This is a genomic window from Pseudomonas sp. SWRI81 (genome assembly GCF_014268545.1).
GTDB lineage: Bacteria > Pseudomonadota > Gammaproteobacteria > Pseudomonadales > Pseudomonadaceae > Aquipseudomonas > Aquipseudomonas hamedanensis.
This window is the reverse complement of sequence record NZ_JABWQS010000026.1, coordinates 42149-57679: the sequence shown is the minus strand read 5'-3', so window position 1 is coordinate 57679 and position 15531 is coordinate 42149. Positions and strand designations below refer to the sequence as shown.

The window sequence follows — 15531 nt, the reverse complement described above, 5'->3', positions numbered from 1 at the left end:
CTACAGTTTGAAATGCGTTCCCCTGTAGGAGTGAGCCTGCTCGCGATAACAATCTAACCGGCGACGCCGATCTCAACGTTTATCGATCTTGTCCGGTAACGGCGCAAACAACGCTTCAATATCATCACTCTGCAACTTCCAGTCCCCGGCCTTGCGCCCATCCAGTACGCCTGCCGCCAGATCAGATTTCTCCTTCTGCAGGTGCTGAATCTTCTCTTCCACCGTGCCGCGGGCAATCAGCTTGTAAACGAATACGGGTTTTTCCTGACCGATGCGATACGCCCGATCAGTTGCCTGATTCTCGGTCGCCGGGTTCCACCACGGATCGTAGTGAATCACCGTATCGGCTTCGGTCAGGTTCAAGCCGACACCGCCAGCCTTCAGGCTGATCAGAAAGATCTGACGCTTGCCGCTCTGGAATTCCTTCACGGGCGTGCGCCTGTCGCGGGTTTGCCCGGTCAGTAGCGCATAGGCGACGTTGCGTTTTTTCAGCTCATCCTCAATCAATGTCAGCATCGAGGTGAACTGCGAAAACAGCAGAACCCGCCGGCCTTCCTCGAACAGCTCTTCAAGCATTTCCATCAAGCTGTCGAGCTTGCCCGAGGTGCTGGCACGAGCGGGCAGGGCCGCGTCGCTGACCAGACGCAGATCGCAACAGACCTGACGCAACTTCAGCAGTGCCTCAAGAATAATGATCTGACTGCGCGCCACGCCTTTGCGCGTAATCTCGTCGCGGACCTTTTTGTCCATGGCCAGACGCATGGTTTCATAGACATCGCGCTGCGCTTCGTTGAGTTCGACCCAATGGATGATTTCGGTTTTCGGCGGCAGTTCGGTGGCGACCTGTTCTTTGGTGCGGCGCAGCAGAAACGGCTTTATCCGACCGTTGAGGTGCTGAAGTCTGACTTCACTGCCGCGCTTTTCGATCGGCACGCGGTAATCGGCATTGAAGCTTTTCACATCGCCGAGCCAGCCCGGCAGCAAAAAGTGAAACAGCGACCACAGCTCGCCCAAGTGGTTTTCCAGTGGGGTGCCGCTCAAGCACAAGCGCTGGCGCGCATTCAGCTCGCGCGCGGCCTGGGCCGCTTTGCTGTTGGGGTTCTTGATGTACTGCGCTTCGTCCAGCACCAGCACGTGCAGCGGCTGTTTCGCCAGGCGTTCGACGTCCTTGGGCAGCAGCGCATAGGTGGTAAGAATCAGGTCGAAGTCGGCGAGGTTGTCGAAGTGCTTTTTGCGCGTGGCCCCGTACAACGCCACCACCCTCAATTGCGGCGTGAAGTGCGCGGCTTCATCGAGCCAGTTGGGGATCAGGCTGGTCGGCATCACCACCATGCTCGGGCGATCCAGGCGTCCGGCGTTCTTCTCGCTGAGAATATGCGCCAGGGTCTGTAGGGTTTTACCCAGACCCATGTCGTCCGCGAGAATCCCGCCTACCTCCAGTTGCCGTAGCGACTGCATCCAGCTCAAGCCTTCGAGCTGATAGGGACGCAACGTCGCGTTCAGGCCTTGCGGCGCTTCGGCGCTGAAATCGCGGATGTCGCGCAGGCGTTGGGCGAGTGTGCGGATCTGTTCGCCGCCCTCCCACAACAGTGGAATGCCGTCCAGCGCATTGAGGCGCGTCGCATCGGCCTTGCTCAGGCGCAGGGTGGTTTCGCCGGGCTCGTGCAGGTAAAACTCGCCCAGGGTGGTCAGTACCGGTTTCAGGCGGCCGAGCGGCAGCGCGACCTGCAGCGGACCGTGTTCGCTGGTCCGTTGTGGAATATTGACCAGAATCAGCTCGTCATCGCGGCGGCGCGCCAGGCGTTCCGGGTTGAGGATCTCGGCGTGTGAGCGCATCAGGTTGAGCAAAATTGGCAGCAGGCTCAGGCGTTCGCCATTGACGATGATGCCCAGTTCCAGATCAAACCAGTCGCGTTCCGGGACCTGTTCAACCGTGGCGTACCAGTCGTCGACGGCAGTCAGGTCGAAGCCGAACTCCTCGTCGATCTGTAATTCCCAGCCCAGGCTGCGCAGCTTTGGCAGGTCGTTAAGGGTGAAGGTCAGCCAGGCGCTGTCGTTGACCATTTCGTACAGCTCGCCCGCGCTCTCCGGCAAGGCTTTGCTCTGCCGCGTGGCGATACGGAAGCCGAGTATGCGCAGCTGTTCCCGGTAGGACTGTTCGACGTCGGGGTGGCGCTTGACGCGCAGGGTCTGGGTCTCTTGGCGAATCAGGATATCGCTGTTCTTCTGCCCGCTGACGTACTCGTCCAGATAGCTGAACGAGAGTGCCGCGCGGTGCTGGATATAGCGCTGCATCTTGCCGTTACGCGGCTCGAACGCGCTGAACTCGGCGCTCGCCAGCCACAGGCGTGGCAGCGGTTGCACGTTGTCCACCAGCACCTGCGGCGGCGCTTTCGGGCTGCGGTTTTCCAGGACAGCCTGGAGCTTTTCCAGCAGCTCGGCATCTTTCGCGGCGGCGGGGTAATCGAGGGTTTCCTGGACTTTCAGCAGCACCGCTGCACAGTGCTTGCAGTTGCTGCGGACCGGGCAGGTGCAAGTGGCGTCGACCAGCAGCAGCGTACCTTTGGCCGACTCGCGCAAGTGAATCGTCTGGCGATAAACGCTGCCACCGGAGCCTTCGCAACTGGCCGTGATGGTCGCATCGCCGACCTGTGCGATGCGTACCCGGTTTTCCAGGGCGTAGCGACGGCCACGCTCCAGGCTCTGTTCCTTGAATCGGCTGACCCAGGAGGACGCCAACGGTTTGCTGAGGGGCGGGGGCATAAGGACTTCGATCAGTCCGGAATCGCTTCAGGTGCTTCCCGTGGCGCCGGCGCGGTCAGGGAAGTGATCTTGATCAGCAAAGCCAGGTGGCCGTTGTCGAGGTAGTTGAGTTGGCCGTTTTTGGTGTGGCTGTCCTGGCGCAGCCGTTCACTGGCGGTGACCAGGCCGTTGGCGTCGATCTGGTTGACCCAGAAGTCGGCCGTTACGTCGGTGAAGCGACCCAGTTTCATCTCCAGCGTGCCTTCGATCGGAAACTGCCCAAACTGCTCCTGGCCGTCACTGACTGCGACTTTCACCGGCGTTTCGCCGAGGCTTTGCTGCCAGGCTTTGTGCATCAGCACGGTGTACTCGCCGCTGGCGGTGAGTTTGCTCACGACATCGTTCAGCGCAGGCGTGCGCAGGCTGTCGTTGCCCAGGCGTTGGGCGCCGGCGGCCCAGTCTTCCGGCGCGGCGCGGCTGACGATGGCCGGCACGGCATTCTGGCGCACCAGAATCATTTCGACCTGATACGTGTCATCGGCAAACGCCATCGGTGCCAGCACTGTTATCGACAGCGAGGTGAGCAGCAAAGTCAGAGAGCGGAACAGGCGCATTGGGCGTCCTTCAAGCGGATTTCGGGATGAGACGCTCAAACAGCGCCTCTACAGTATTAAAACGTTCTTCCGGGCGCTCCATCGGCACCTGGAATTTAAACATCGTCGCGCCTTCGAATTTGTAGCGTTTGGGCTGGGTCTGGATCAGCTTGATCAGCGTCATCGGGTCGACTGGCGTCTGCGCTTCGAACTCGATACGCCCGCCCTGCGGCCCGCCATCGACTTTTTTGATGCCGAGCTTTTCCGCCTGCAGTTTCAACGCGGTGATCCGCACCAGGTTCTTGGTCGGCTCCGGCAGCAGGCCGAAACGGTCGATCATCTCGACCTGCAGATCTTTCAGACCTTCTTCGTCGGTCGCCGAGGCGATGCGTTTATACAGAATCAGGCGCGCATGCACATCCGGCAGATAGTCTTCCGGAATCAACGCCGGCACCCGCAGGTTGACTTCCGGACCACCGCCAAGCGGCTGATCGAGGTTCGGCTGCTCGCCTTTGCGAATCGACTTCACCGCGCGTTCGAGCATTTCCATGTACAGCGTGAAGCCCACCGCCTGGATCTGCCCGCTCTGACCGTCGCCGAGCAGTTCGCCAGCGCCGCGGATTTCCAGGTCGTTGGTCGCCAGCACGAAGCCGGCGCCGAGGTCCTGGGTGTTGGCGATCGCTTCCAGACGCTTTTCCGCGTCCGAAGTGATTTGCTGGCGCGGCGGTGTCAGCAGGTAGGCGTAAGCCTGGTGGTGACTGCGGCCGACGCGGCCACGCAACTGGTGCAGCTGTGCCAGACCGAACTTGTCGGCTCGTTCGATGATGATGGTGTTGGCGCTCGGCACGTCGATGCCGGTCTCGATGATGGTCGAGGCGATCAGCACGTTGAAACGCTTGTGATAGAAGTCGCTCATCACCTGTTCGAGTTCGCGCTCGCGCATCTGTCCGTGGCCAATACCAATGCGCGCTTCCGGCACCAGTTCGGCGAGATCGGCGGCGCATTTTTCGATGGTCTTCACATCGTTGTGCAAGTAGTAGACCTGGCCGCCACGCAGCAGCTCGCGCAGCAGGGCCTCTTTGACCGTGCTCTTGTTCTGCTCCATGACGAAGGTGCGCACCGACAGGCGTCGCGCTGGCGGCGTGGCGATGATCGACAGATCGCGCATGCCCGATACCGCCATGTTCAGCGTGCGCGGAATCGGTGTGGCGGTCAGGGTGAGAATGTCGACTTCGCTGCGCAGCGCCTTGAGCTGTTCTTTCTGACGCACGCCAAAGCGGTGTTCTTCGTCGATGATCACCAGGCCGAGGTTTTTGATTTTCACGTCGTCGGACAGCAGCTTGTGCGTGCCGATGACAATGTCAATCTTGCCTTCCGCCAGATCGGCAATCGCCGCGTTGACTTCCTTGGCGGACTTGAAGCGGCTCATCACCTCTACGGTCACCGGCCAGTCGGCGAAGCGGTCGCGGAAACTGTTGTAGTGCTGCTGGGCGAGCAGGGTGGTCGGTACCAGAATCGCCACCTGACGACCGCCGTGCACCGCGATGAACGCGGCGCGCATGGCCACTTCGGTCTTGCCGAAGCCGACGTCGCCGCAGACCAGGCGATCCATCGGTTTCGGCGCGAGCATGTCTTCGCGCACGGCTTCGATGGTCGCTTGCTGGTCCGGGGTTTCTTCGAACGGGAAACCGGCGCTGAACGTGGCGTAATCAGCTTTCGGGTCGGCGAACGCGTAACCTTCGCGGGCGGCGCGACGGGCATAGATGTCGAGCAGTTCGGCGGCGACGTCGCGCACCTGTTCGGCGGCTTTGCGCTTGGCTTTCTGCCAGGTTTCCGAGCCGAGACGATGCAGCGGCGCCAGCGAGTCGTCGCTGCCGGTGTAACGGGCGATCAGGTGCAGGTTGGCGACCGGCACGTAGAGCTTGGCGTTCTCGGCGTATTCGAGGGTGAGGAATTCAGCGGCCTGATTGTCGATTTCCAGAATCGTCAGGCCCAGATAGCGACCGACACCGTGGTCAATGTGCACCACCGGGGCGCCTTCGCGCAGCTCGGTGAGGTTCTTGATCACTGCATCGTTGCTGACGTCGCTGCGCTTCTCGCGGCGACGGCGTTGCATCACCCGTTGGCCGAACAGCGGACTTTCCGCGACCAGTGCCAGTGCCGGGTCGTCGAGCACCAGACCTTCGTCGAGCGGGGCGATGGTGATCGCCAGACGATCCTTGCCAGCGACGAAGTCCGGCCAGCTGTCGACGGTTTTCGGCCGCAGCTTCAGGCGTTCGAGCAGTTCCAGCAGAACTTCGCGACGGCCGGCCGATTCGGCGGTGAATAGCACGCGTCCGGGGAATTGTTCGAGGAAGCCGGCCAGCGCCGCCAGCGGTTGCGTGGCCTTGGCTTCGATCGCCAGATCGGGCAGCGCGTGCGCCGGGAAGCGTTCACGGCCGACGCCGCTCTCGACGTCCTGCTGGCTGGCGACGACTCGTGGCCAGTTCTTCAGGCGCGCGAAGCAGTCTTCCACCGGCAGGAACAGTTCGGCCGGGGGCAATAAAGGACGCGAAGGATCGACGCGGCGTTCTTCATAACGGTTGCGCACGTCGTTCCAGAAATTTTCCGCCGCCTGCTCGATACCCGGCAGCGAGAACACTTGAGTGTCTTGGGGCAGGTAGTCGAACAGCGTCGAAGTCTCGTCGAAGAACAACGGCAGGTAGTACTCGATACCGGCCGGTGTGATACCACTGCTCAGGTCCTGAAAGATCGGGCAACGGCGGAAGTCCACGTCGAAGCGCTCACGGAAGCGCGCCTTGAAGCGGGTGACTGCGTCTTTCTGCAACGGAAACTCGCGGGCCGGCAGCAGCTTGACCGACTCGACCTTGTCGATGGAGCGTTGGGTTTCCGGATCGAAGGTGCGCAGGGTTTCGATTTCGTCATCGAACAGGTCGATGCGATAGGGCAGTTTGCTGCCCATTGGGAACAGGTCGATCAGCGCGCCACGTACGGTAAATTCGCCGTGTTCATAAACTGTGTCGACATAGCGATAGCCGCTGGCCTCGAGCCGCGCGCGCATCTGCTCGACATCGAGCTTCTGGCCGATATCCAGCACCAGGCTGCTGCCGAGCAGGAATTTGGTCGGCGCCAGTCGGTGCAGGGCCGTGGTGATCGGCACCACCAGCACGCCATGCGCCAATTCCGGCAGCCTGTATAAGCTGGCGATGCGCTGGGAAATGATGTCCTGGTGCGGCGAGAACAGATCGTACGGCAGGGTTTCCCAATCAGGGAAATGCAGCACGGGCAAATCCGGGGCGAAGAAACTCAGCTCCTGTTCCAGCCGTTCGGCGCTTTGGCTGTCGGCGGTCAGCAGCAGGGTGAAGCGCTTGGCAGCGCTGGCAGCCTCGGCAATCGCCAGGCTGAGGGCAGCACCGGGCAAATTGCCCCAATGCTGTTTACCTGCCTCGGCAGGGAGTAGCGGTAGACGCAGAACAGGCACGGAAGGTTGAGCTCCAGGCGTTGCGACAAAGTCGGTAATTGTAGCGGTCTGCGGTGCCACCTGTCAGTTGCAGACTACGTCTATCTTCGCGGTTTGGACGAAATGTAGTGGTAACCATAAAAACGAGCACTTTTTCAGTGGTTATGTAGTGCCGAAACCGGGTGGTGTTTCGGAGGGTTACAGACATCGTCTAACAGTCGTCGAAAAATTGACTGCGCTGCAAGCCGCGGTTTTACTGGGCTGGAGAGCGGCGTAATTTTTTTGGAGAGGATTTTGTTAACGGATTGGCGACAAGCGCGCATTGCTGAAAGAGGTTGTCGGCGGCATAATGTAGCCCCTTTTTTCTGCCCCTACATGTGGAAGGTTACCGTGACTCAGAAGCCCGACCAGTGTCTTGGTGAATGGATCGACCGTGAAGCACTCGCAGAAGCGATGATCCCGCTTATCGGTCAGCTCTACCGCAATAACAACGTGGTGAGCTCGATCTATGGCCGCAGCCTGATCAACCAGTCTGTCATCGCGATTCTCAAAGCTCACCGCTTTGCGCGCCACCGTTCCTCCGACGACAGCGAACTCTCCGTCCACGAAACATTCCCACTGCTCAAGGCCATGAGCGAGCTCAAGCTCGGCGCGGCTTCGGTAGACCTGGGCAAGTTGGCGTTCAAATTCCGTAACGAAGGCAATGGCCGCAGCGCCGAGCAGTTCGTGCGTGAAGAAATGGCTGACGTGGTGGGGCAGCAAAACGCTTCGCCCCGCAAAGGCACCGACGTTGTGCTGTACGGCTTCGGTCGTATCGGCCGCCTGCTGGCGCGCATCCTGATCGAAAAAACCGGTGGTGGCGACGGCCTGCGTCTGCGCGCCATCGTCGTGCGCAAAGGCGCCGAGAACGACCTGACCAAACGCGCCAGCCTGCTGCGTCGCGATTCGGTGCACGGTTCGTTCAACGGTACCATTACCATCGACGAAGAAAACAACACCATCACCGCCAACGGTAACCTGATCCAGGTGATCTACGCGAAGAACCCGACCGAGGTGGATTACACCCAGTACGGCATCAAAGACGCGCTGCTGGTGGACAACACCGGTGTATGGCGTGACGCCGATGGCCTGGGTCAGCACCTGGCCTGCCCGGGTATCGACCGCGTTGTTCTGACCGCACCTGGCAAGGGCAAGCTGAAGAACATCGTTCACGGCATCAACCACGGTGAAATCACCGCTGACGACAAGATCGTGTCGGCTGCTTCCTGCACCACCAACGCCATCGTGCCGGTGCTCAAAGCGGTCAACGACAAGTTCGGCATCATCAACGGTCACGTCGAAACCGTTCACTCGTACACCAACGACCAGAACCTGATCGACAACTTCCACAAGGGCGATCGCCGTGGCCGTAGCGCCGCGCTGAACATGGTGATCACCGAGACCGGTGCCGCCACCGCTGCTGCCAAGGCCCTGCCTGAGCTGGCCGGCAAGCTGACCGGCAACGCGATTCGCGTGCCGACGCCGAACGTGTCGATGGCCATTCTCAATCTCAACCTTGAGAAAGCCGCCACCCGTGAGGAGATGAACGAGTACCTGCGCTACATGGCGCTGCACTCCGAACTGCACAAGCAGATCGATTTCGTCAATTCGCAGGAAGTGGTTTCGACTGACTTCGTTGGTTCGCGCCACGCCGGTGTGGTCGATGCTGAAGCGACCATCGTTCAGGACAACCGCGTTGTGCTGTACGTCTGGTACGACAACGAGTTCGGCTATAGCTGCCAGGTGGTTCGCGTGATGGAAGACATGGCTGATGTAAATCCGCCAGCGTTCCCGCGCTAAGCCTCAGGCTTGAATGAAAACGCCCCGACTTTTGTCGGGGCGTTTTTGTTTGTGTGCCTTTTGATCTTCGGTGTCCTTGCCGGCCTCTTCGCGAGCAGGCTCGCTCCCACACTGGATTACTGTCGTTCACAAATCTCCTGTGGGAGCGAGCCTGCTCGCGAAAGCATTCTGTCAGGCGCCGCTGGCAACCGACGCTTGCGCCGCGCGCAGTTCATGCCGGTTGCCACGGAACAGCACCAACGTCGCAATCAATCCCAGCACCGCCGCGCCACTGAGCCAGATTCCCGGCGCCGCCTTATTGTCCAGCACATGGATCAGATACGTGCACGCCGCCGGGGTAAATCCGCCAAACGTCGCCGTCGCCAAGCTGTACGCCAGCGAGAAACCGGTCGTGCGCACTTCCACCGGCATGATTTCAGTCAGCGCCACAACCATCGCGCCGTTGTACGAGCCGTACAGAAACGACAGCCACAACTCGACAATCAGCAAGTGGCTGAAGCTCGGATTGGCGACCAGCCACGACAGGGCAGGGTAGGCGGTAAGAATCGCCAGAATCGTCGCCGCCAGCAGTAAGGGTTTTCGCCCGATCTTATCGGACGCCGCCCCCATCACTGGCAACCAGAAGAAATTCGACAGGCCGATACACACCGTCACCAGCAACGCATCGAGATCCGACAGGTGCAACTCGGCCTTGCCGAATGTCGGGGTGTACGCGGTGATCAGGTAGAACGACACCGTGGTCATCACCACCAGCGCCATGCCAGCGATGACGATGGCAAAGTTCTGGCCGATCGAACGGACGACCTCGCCGAGGGTGGGGCGGTGGGTACGCGCCTGGAATTCCGGGGTTTCCTCCAGCGAGCGGCGGATGAAGAAAATTACTGGCACGATCAGGCAGCCAATCAGAAACGGCACGCGCCAGCCCCATTCGCCCATTTGCTCCGGGCTCAGCCAATGGTTGAGGCCGACCCCAAGCAGGCCGGCGAAGACCACCGCAGCCTGTTGGCTGGCAGACTGCCAACTGACGAAAAAGCCTTTGCGCCCCGGTGTGGAGATTTCTGCCAGATAGACCGAGACGCCGCCCAGCTCCACGCCGGCCGAGAAGCCTTGCAGCAGCCGTCCGAACAACACCAGCAGCGGTGCCGCGACCCCGAGCGTCGCATAGCCCGGCACGCAGGCAATCAGCACGGTGCCGGCCGCCATCATCGCGAGCGTAATGATCAGGCCTTTGCGCCGGCCATGGCGGTCAATGTAGGCGCCGAGGAAAATCGCCCCGAGCGGGCGCATCAGGAAACCGGCACCAAAGGTGGCCAGCGACAGCATCAGCGAAGCGAAGGCGCTGTCGGACGGGAAGAACGTCTTGGCGATGGCGGTGGCGTAGAAGCCATACACCATGAAATCGAACATTTCGAGGAAGTTGCCGCTGACAACGCGGAAAATCGCTTTGCCTTTGCCCGGGGTGGAGGACATGGTCGGTTACTCACTGTTTCAATTTTGTAGAAAGGCATTGCAGCCGTGCGGGAGCGAGCGGGCGCTGTAGTCCATAATGGCCGCCGCGGTTTTGCAGGGAGATGAAGAATTGTTAACTGGACGCTGGGTGGGGCTTGTGGTGCTGGCGATGCTGTGCGCCGGCTGTGGCAACGGTGATTCCATGGAGAGCATTGGCGGCCCGACGATGGGCAGTAGCTGGTCGGTCAAGTACGTGCGCCACGCCGGCCTCGCCGATCCTGCACAAGTACGCGGCGAAGTGGCGCGCATCCTCGCTGAAGTCGATCTACAGATGTCGACCTATCGGAGCGATTCGGCTATCGAGCGCTTCAACGCCTTGCCCGCCAATGACTGTCTGGCCATGCCCGCCTCGGTATTGCAATTGGTCCGTGTCGGCGAACAACTGTCGGCGCAAAGCGCGGGTGCTTACGACCTGACCGTCGAACCGCTGATCAACCTCTGGGGATTCGGTCCGCAAGGGCGCGCGGAAAAGATCCCCGACCCGGCGGCGGTAAGTGAGGTCATGCAGCGCGTCGGCTATCAGCACTTGCACATCGACGGCAACCGCTTGTGCAAGGACGCCGCTGTCGAAGTCGACCTGAACAGCATCGCAGCCGGTTACGCCGTGGACAGCATTGTCGCGAGGCTGGAGGCCATGGGCATCCACGCTTACCTCGTCGAAGCCACGGGCGAATTGAAGGCCAAGGGGAAAAAACTTGATGGCTCGCCCTGGCGCATCGCATTGGAAGAGCCCCGTGACGACCAGCAAGTGGCCGAGCGCATTATTAATGTCGACGGCTTTGGCGTGTCCACGTCCGGCGATTACCGTAACTATTTCCTGCAGGATGGCCGGCGCTATTCCCACACCGTCGATGCGCGCACCGGTGCCCCGGTCCTACACGACCTTGCGTCTGTCACGGTGATTCATCCTTCAGCGTTGATGGCCGATGGACTATCAACGCTGCTGCTGATTCTCGGTCCGGAAAGGGCGCGGGACTATGCCCAAAAACATGCCATTGCTGCATTCTTTGTCTTGCGTGCCGATACAGGTTTTATCATCCGCACCAGTGAGGCGTTCGATCAGCTCGCGGGTGCAAAAAATTGATTGAAGACAAGACGAAAGCTGGCGTTGTAGTGCAGGCAAAAGTAGCCTACGACGCGACCAAGGGTTAATGTGCGCGGCGTTGACGCTTCTATAGACTGTGTCCGGGTTCTCTACTGGCCCCCAATTGTTCCTTCGCGCCGTTGTTCGGCGTGATTTAGCCGCCGGTGCTGCTGGCACCGCGGCCTGTTCTGAGGAGTACGCATGGCTGTCTACAACTACGACGTGGTGGTGCTGGGTTCCGGCCCGGCGGGAGAAGGCGCGGCAATGAACGCCGCCAAAGCAGGGCGCAAGGTCGCGATGGTCGACAGCCGTCGTCAGGTCGGCGGCAACTGCACCCACCTCGGCACCATTCCGTCCAAGGCACTGCGTCACTCGGTGCGGCAGATCATGCAGTTCAACACCAACCCGATGTTCCGGGCGATCGGCGAGCCGCGCTGGTTCTCCTTCCCGGACGTGTTGAAAAGCGCCGAAAAAGTCATTTCCAAACAAGTCGCATCGCGCACCGGCTACTACGCCCGTAATCGCGTCGACGTATTCTTCGGCACCGGCAGCTTCGCCGACGAGCAAACCATCGAAGTGGTCTGCGGCAACGGTGTGGTCGAGAAACTGGTCGCCAAGCACATCATCATTGCCACCGGTTCGCGCCCGTATCGTCCGGCGGACATCGATTTCCATCACCCGCGTATCTACGATAGCGACACCATCCTCAGCCTCGGCCACACTCCGCGCAAACTGATCGTTTACGGCGCCGGTGTGATCGGCTGTGAATACGCCTCGATCTTCAGTGGCCTGGGTGTGCTGGTCGAGCTGGTCGACAACCGTGGCCAGTTGCTGAGCTTCCTCGACTCGGAAATCTCCCAGGCGTTGAGCTATCACTTCAGCAACAACAACATCACCGTGCGCCACAACGAAGACTACGACCGCGTCGAAGGCGTGGACAACGGCGTGATCCTGCACCTCAAGTCGGGCAAGAAGATCAAGGCCGACGCCTTGCTCTGGTGCAACGGCCGTACCGGCAACACCGATACGCTGGGTCTGGAAAACATTGGCGTCAAGGTCAACAGCCGTGGCCAGATCGAAGTCGACCAGAACTACCGCACCTGCGTGGAAAATATCTACGGTGCCGGTGACGTGATCGGCTGGCCGAGCCTGGCCAGTGCCGCTCACGACCAGGGCCGTTCGGCCGCTGGCAGCATCGTCGATAATGGCAGCTGGCGTTTCGTCAATGACGTGCCGACCGGCATCTACACGATTCCGGAGATCAGCTCGATCGGCAAGAACGAGCAGGAACTGACTCAGGCCAAAGTGCCTTACGAAGTCGGCAAGGCGTTCTTCAAGAGCATGGCGCGGGCGCAGATTGCCGGCGAGCCGCAAGGCATGCTGAAGATCCTGTTCCACCGTGAAACCCTGGAAGTGCTCGGTGTGCACTGCTTCGGTTATCAGGCGTCGGAGATCGTCCACATCGGTCAGGCGATCATGAACCAGCCGGGCGAACTGAATACGCTGAAGTATTTCGTCAACACCACGTTCAACTACCCGACCATGGCCGAAGCCTATCGGGTAGCTGCGTACGACGGCCTCAACCGGCTTTTTTGACGGGCTCCGGCCGGTGGCCTGAGCCGGCCGGGGAGACCGATTTCAGCAATTCTCAAGGGTGGCAGTGGCCAAACCGGGAAAGTCTGTAATCAGGCTGTCAACGCCGAAGTCGGCGAGTCTGCGCATCAGCGCGGGCTCGTTGACGGTCCACACCGACACATGCAGACCTTGGCGCTGCGCCTTTTGCAGGCGTTCCGGCGTACACAGCGTCCAGTTCAGCGCGAGAATCTCACAGCCATAGCTGGCCGCGACTTTCAGCGGATCGAGCCAGGCGTATTCGGCCACCAGGCCACGGGATACGTCCGGAACCAGGTCCACTGCCGCTTTCAACACTTCCCGCGAACTCGAGGTGATCGTGACCTTGTCGAGCAAGCCATGGCGCTGAGCCATTTCCCGAATCGCCAGCACGGTGGTTGCGGCGCGCGTGCGTGAAGCGCTTTTGACTTCCAGCTGCCAGTGCTCGAAATCACATTGTTCGAACAACTCTTCCAGCGTGGGAATCGGGCAGGGCTTGATCCAGCCCGGGCCGCCCTTGCGCGCGTCGTAGGTCACCAGCTCGGCGGCGGTGTGCTCGACAACTTTGCCGCGACGGTCGGTGGTGCGTTTGAGCGTAGGGTCATGGATGACCATCAGCTCGCCGTCCTTGGACAGGTGCAGATCCAGTTCGCAACGGCGCACGCCGTGCTTGAGACATTCCTGAAAACTGCTCAGGGTATTTTCCGGTGCTTCGCCCTTGGCGCCGCGGTGGCCGTAAATGAGGGTCACGGTGCTTCCTTAAGTTAGATGCCAGATTCGTTCTGTTCGCGAGCCAGACGTCGTTCCTGCGCCTGCTTCTGCAAGATGTAGCGGGCGAGCAACTGGCGCTGGGCGTCGGTCAGGTGCTCGAACTCCGTGCCGACGTCATAGCCATCGCCCTTGCGGTCGCAGTGGGTGACGCGGGCGCGCAGCAGCAGGCCCAGTGCCTGTGGCATCAACACCAGCTTGACCGACAGGTGTGCGCCGGTGGCAATCGCTGTCGGGTACTGGAAGTCGATCCCGCCTTCGGAGATGATCACCGGTTGTGGCTCGCCGATCTGGCCGAGCACGGTCAGGGCGACCACCTGGCTGAGCAGGTCGATGCGTTTGTTCTGGGATTTGAGGAACGCGGCGATTGCCCGGTCGCGCTCGCTGATCTGGCGCAACAGGTGCTGCGACTCGAATTCGCTCAGGTGCAGTTCACTGAGCAGGTTGAAGAGAGGGGAAGCATCCTGCAACACTTCCTCGCCTGCGGCTTCGGGAGCGGACAGGGGCCGAATTTCCAGTGCGATCGTGTCCTCGATACGGTAGTATTCGCGGCGATCTTCTTCATCTAATGTCGACATGGCGAACCCATGGTAGCGGCGGTGGTCTGAGTGTAAAGCTGGTTATCGACCCCCGCCACAAGGACGTTCCTTTTCCCTCCGAACAAGCCCCGACATGTTCAGACCTCTCTTCGTATTTATCGGCACGCGTTATACCCGTGCAAAGCGTCGCAATCATTTTGTGTCATTCATTTCCCTGACTTCGATGATCGGGCTCGCCCTTGGCGTGGTCGTGATGATTGTCGTGCTGTCGGTGATGAACGGCTTCGATCATGAGATGCGCACCCGCGTGCTGGGCATGGTGCCCCACGCGACCCTTGAGACTGGCGAACCGATCAATGATTGGCAGAGCCTCGCCGCCAAGGTCAAACAAAACCGGCAAGTGACGGCGGTGGCGCCGTTCACCCAGATGCAGGGCCTGCTGACCAACAACGGTCAGGTCTCCAAGGTGTTGCTCAATGCCATCGACCCTGCGCTGGAGCGCAATGTGTCGATCATCGACAACTTCATGAAGCAGGGCAAACTCGACGACCTGACGCCGGGCAGCTTCGGCATCGTCATCGGCGACAAGGCTGCGACCAAGCTGGGCGTCGGCATCGGTGACAAGGTCACTTTCGTCGCGCCGGAGGTCAGCGTGACCCCGGCCGGGATGTTCCCGCGCATGAAGCGCTTTACCGTGGTCGGCATTTTCCATGTCGGCGCCGGTGAACTCGACGGCTATCTCGGTGTGACCAACCTGCAGGACCTGGCGAAGATGCACCGCTGGAAACCGGATCAGGTGCAGGGCCTGCGCCTGAAGTTCGACGACCTGTTCCAGGCGCCACGTGAGGCGTGGAACATCGCCCAGCAGCTCGGCGAAGACCGCTACTACGCCCGCGACTGGACGCGCACCCACGGCAATCTCTATCAGGCGATCCGCATGGAAAAAGCCATGATCGGCCTGCTGTTGCTGCTGATCGTTGCGGTGGCGGCGTTCAATATCATTTCCACCCTGGTAATGGTGGTGAACGACAAGAAGGGCGACATCGCCATTCTGCGCACACTGGGCGCGACGCCGGGCACGATCATGCGTACGTTCATGGTGCAAGGTACGGTGATCGGTGTGGTCGGCACAGCCATTGGCGCGGTGGTCGGCATTTTCGCCGCGCTTAACGTCAGCGCGGCCATCTCGGCGCTGGAAGGGCTGATCGGCCACAAATTCCTTAATGCTGACGTGTATTTCATTGATTATCTTCCCTCGCAGGTGCAGAGCCAGGATGTCGTCATGGTTTGCGCCGCCGCGTTGGTCCTGAGTTTCCTCGCCACCCTGTATCCCGCCTGGCGTGCCGCGCGCACCCAGCCGGCGGAGGCGTTACGTTATGAGTGAGT

Annotated in this window: 10 protein-coding genes; 4 read left to right on the top strand and 6 right to left on the bottom strand. The window is 60.6% G+C overall.

Annotation, left to right across the window (positions count from 1 at the left end):
• Positions 1–72: 72 nt before the first annotated feature.
• Genes HU765_RS17110 through mfd form a run of 3 tightly spaced genes read right to left on the bottom strand, consistent with a single transcriptional unit; the run spans position 73 to position 6816 of the window.
• On the bottom strand, positions 73–2763 hold the full coding sequence (locus HU765_RS17110; RefSeq protein ID WP_186621855.1) for a DEAD/DEAH box helicase: 2691 nt from the start codon (positions 2761–2763) through the stop codon (positions 73–75).
• Between the two features lie 11 nt (positions 2764–2774).
• Complete coding sequence (locus HU765_RS17105) at positions 2775–3356, bottom strand: CsiV family protein (protein WP_186550388.1); 582 nt, start codon at positions 3354–3356, stop codon at positions 2775–2777.
• A gap of 10 nt (positions 3357–3366) precedes the next feature.
• Positions 3367–6816: a transcription-repair coupling factor gene (gene mfd, locus HU765_RS17100; protein WP_186621853.1), complete on the bottom strand. Its 3450-nt coding sequence runs from the start codon at positions 6814–6816 to the stop codon at positions 3367–3369.
• 354 nt (positions 6817–7170) lie between these two features.
• On the opposite strand from mfd, the gene HU765_RS17095 reads away from it, so the two are divergent.
• Entirely contained in the window at positions 7171–8634 is a 1464-nt protein-coding gene (locus HU765_RS17095) for a glyceraldehyde-3-phosphate dehydrogenase (RefSeq protein ID WP_186550392.1), read from the top strand.
• 171 nt (positions 8635–8805) lie between these two features.
• Here the strand turns inward: HU765_RS17095 and HU765_RS17090 are convergent, their stop codons facing one another.
• Entirely contained in the window at positions 8806–10104 is a 1299-nt protein-coding gene (locus tag HU765_RS17090) for an MFS transporter (protein ID WP_186621852.1), read from the bottom strand.
• 76 nt (positions 10105–10180) lie between these two features.
• On the opposite strand from HU765_RS17090, the gene HU765_RS17085 reads away from it, so the two are divergent.
• Both HU765_RS17085 and sthA read left to right on the top strand, forming a co-directional pair.
• Positions 10181–11227: an FAD:protein FMN transferase gene (locus HU765_RS17085; RefSeq protein ID WP_186621851.1), complete on the top strand. Its 1047-nt coding sequence runs from the start codon at positions 10181–10183 to the stop codon at positions 11225–11227.
• A 201-nt stretch (positions 11228–11428) separates the two neighbouring features.
• The gene (sthA, locus tag HU765_RS17080; protein WP_186550398.1) at positions 11429–12823 is read left to right on the top strand and encodes a Si-specific NAD(P)(+) transhydrogenase; all 1395 of its coding nucleotides are present in this window, start codon (positions 11429–11431) and stop codon (positions 12821–12823) included.
• Between the two features lie 42 nt (positions 12824–12865).
• Here sthA and HU765_RS17075 read toward each other — a convergent pair whose 3' ends face one another.
• Positions 12866–13588, bottom strand: coding sequence for a glycerophosphodiester phosphodiesterase (locus HU765_RS17075; RefSeq protein WP_186550400.1), 723 nt, complete (start codon positions 13586–13588; stop codon positions 12866–12868).
• A 14-nt stretch (positions 13589–13602) separates the two neighbouring features.
• A complete protein-coding gene (locus HU765_RS17070) occupies positions 13603–14184 on the bottom strand; it encodes a PilZ domain-containing protein (protein WP_186621850.1) in 582 nt (193 codons plus the stop codon).
• 94 nt (positions 14185–14278) lie between these two features.
• Here HU765_RS17070 and HU765_RS17065 point away from each other — a divergent pair, with 94 nt between their 5' ends.
• Positions 14279–15529, top strand: coding sequence for a lipoprotein-releasing ABC transporter permease subunit (locus HU765_RS17065; protein ID WP_186550404.1), 1251 nt, complete (start codon positions 14279–14281; stop codon positions 15527–15529).
• Positions 15530–15531: the final 2 nt, after the last annotated feature.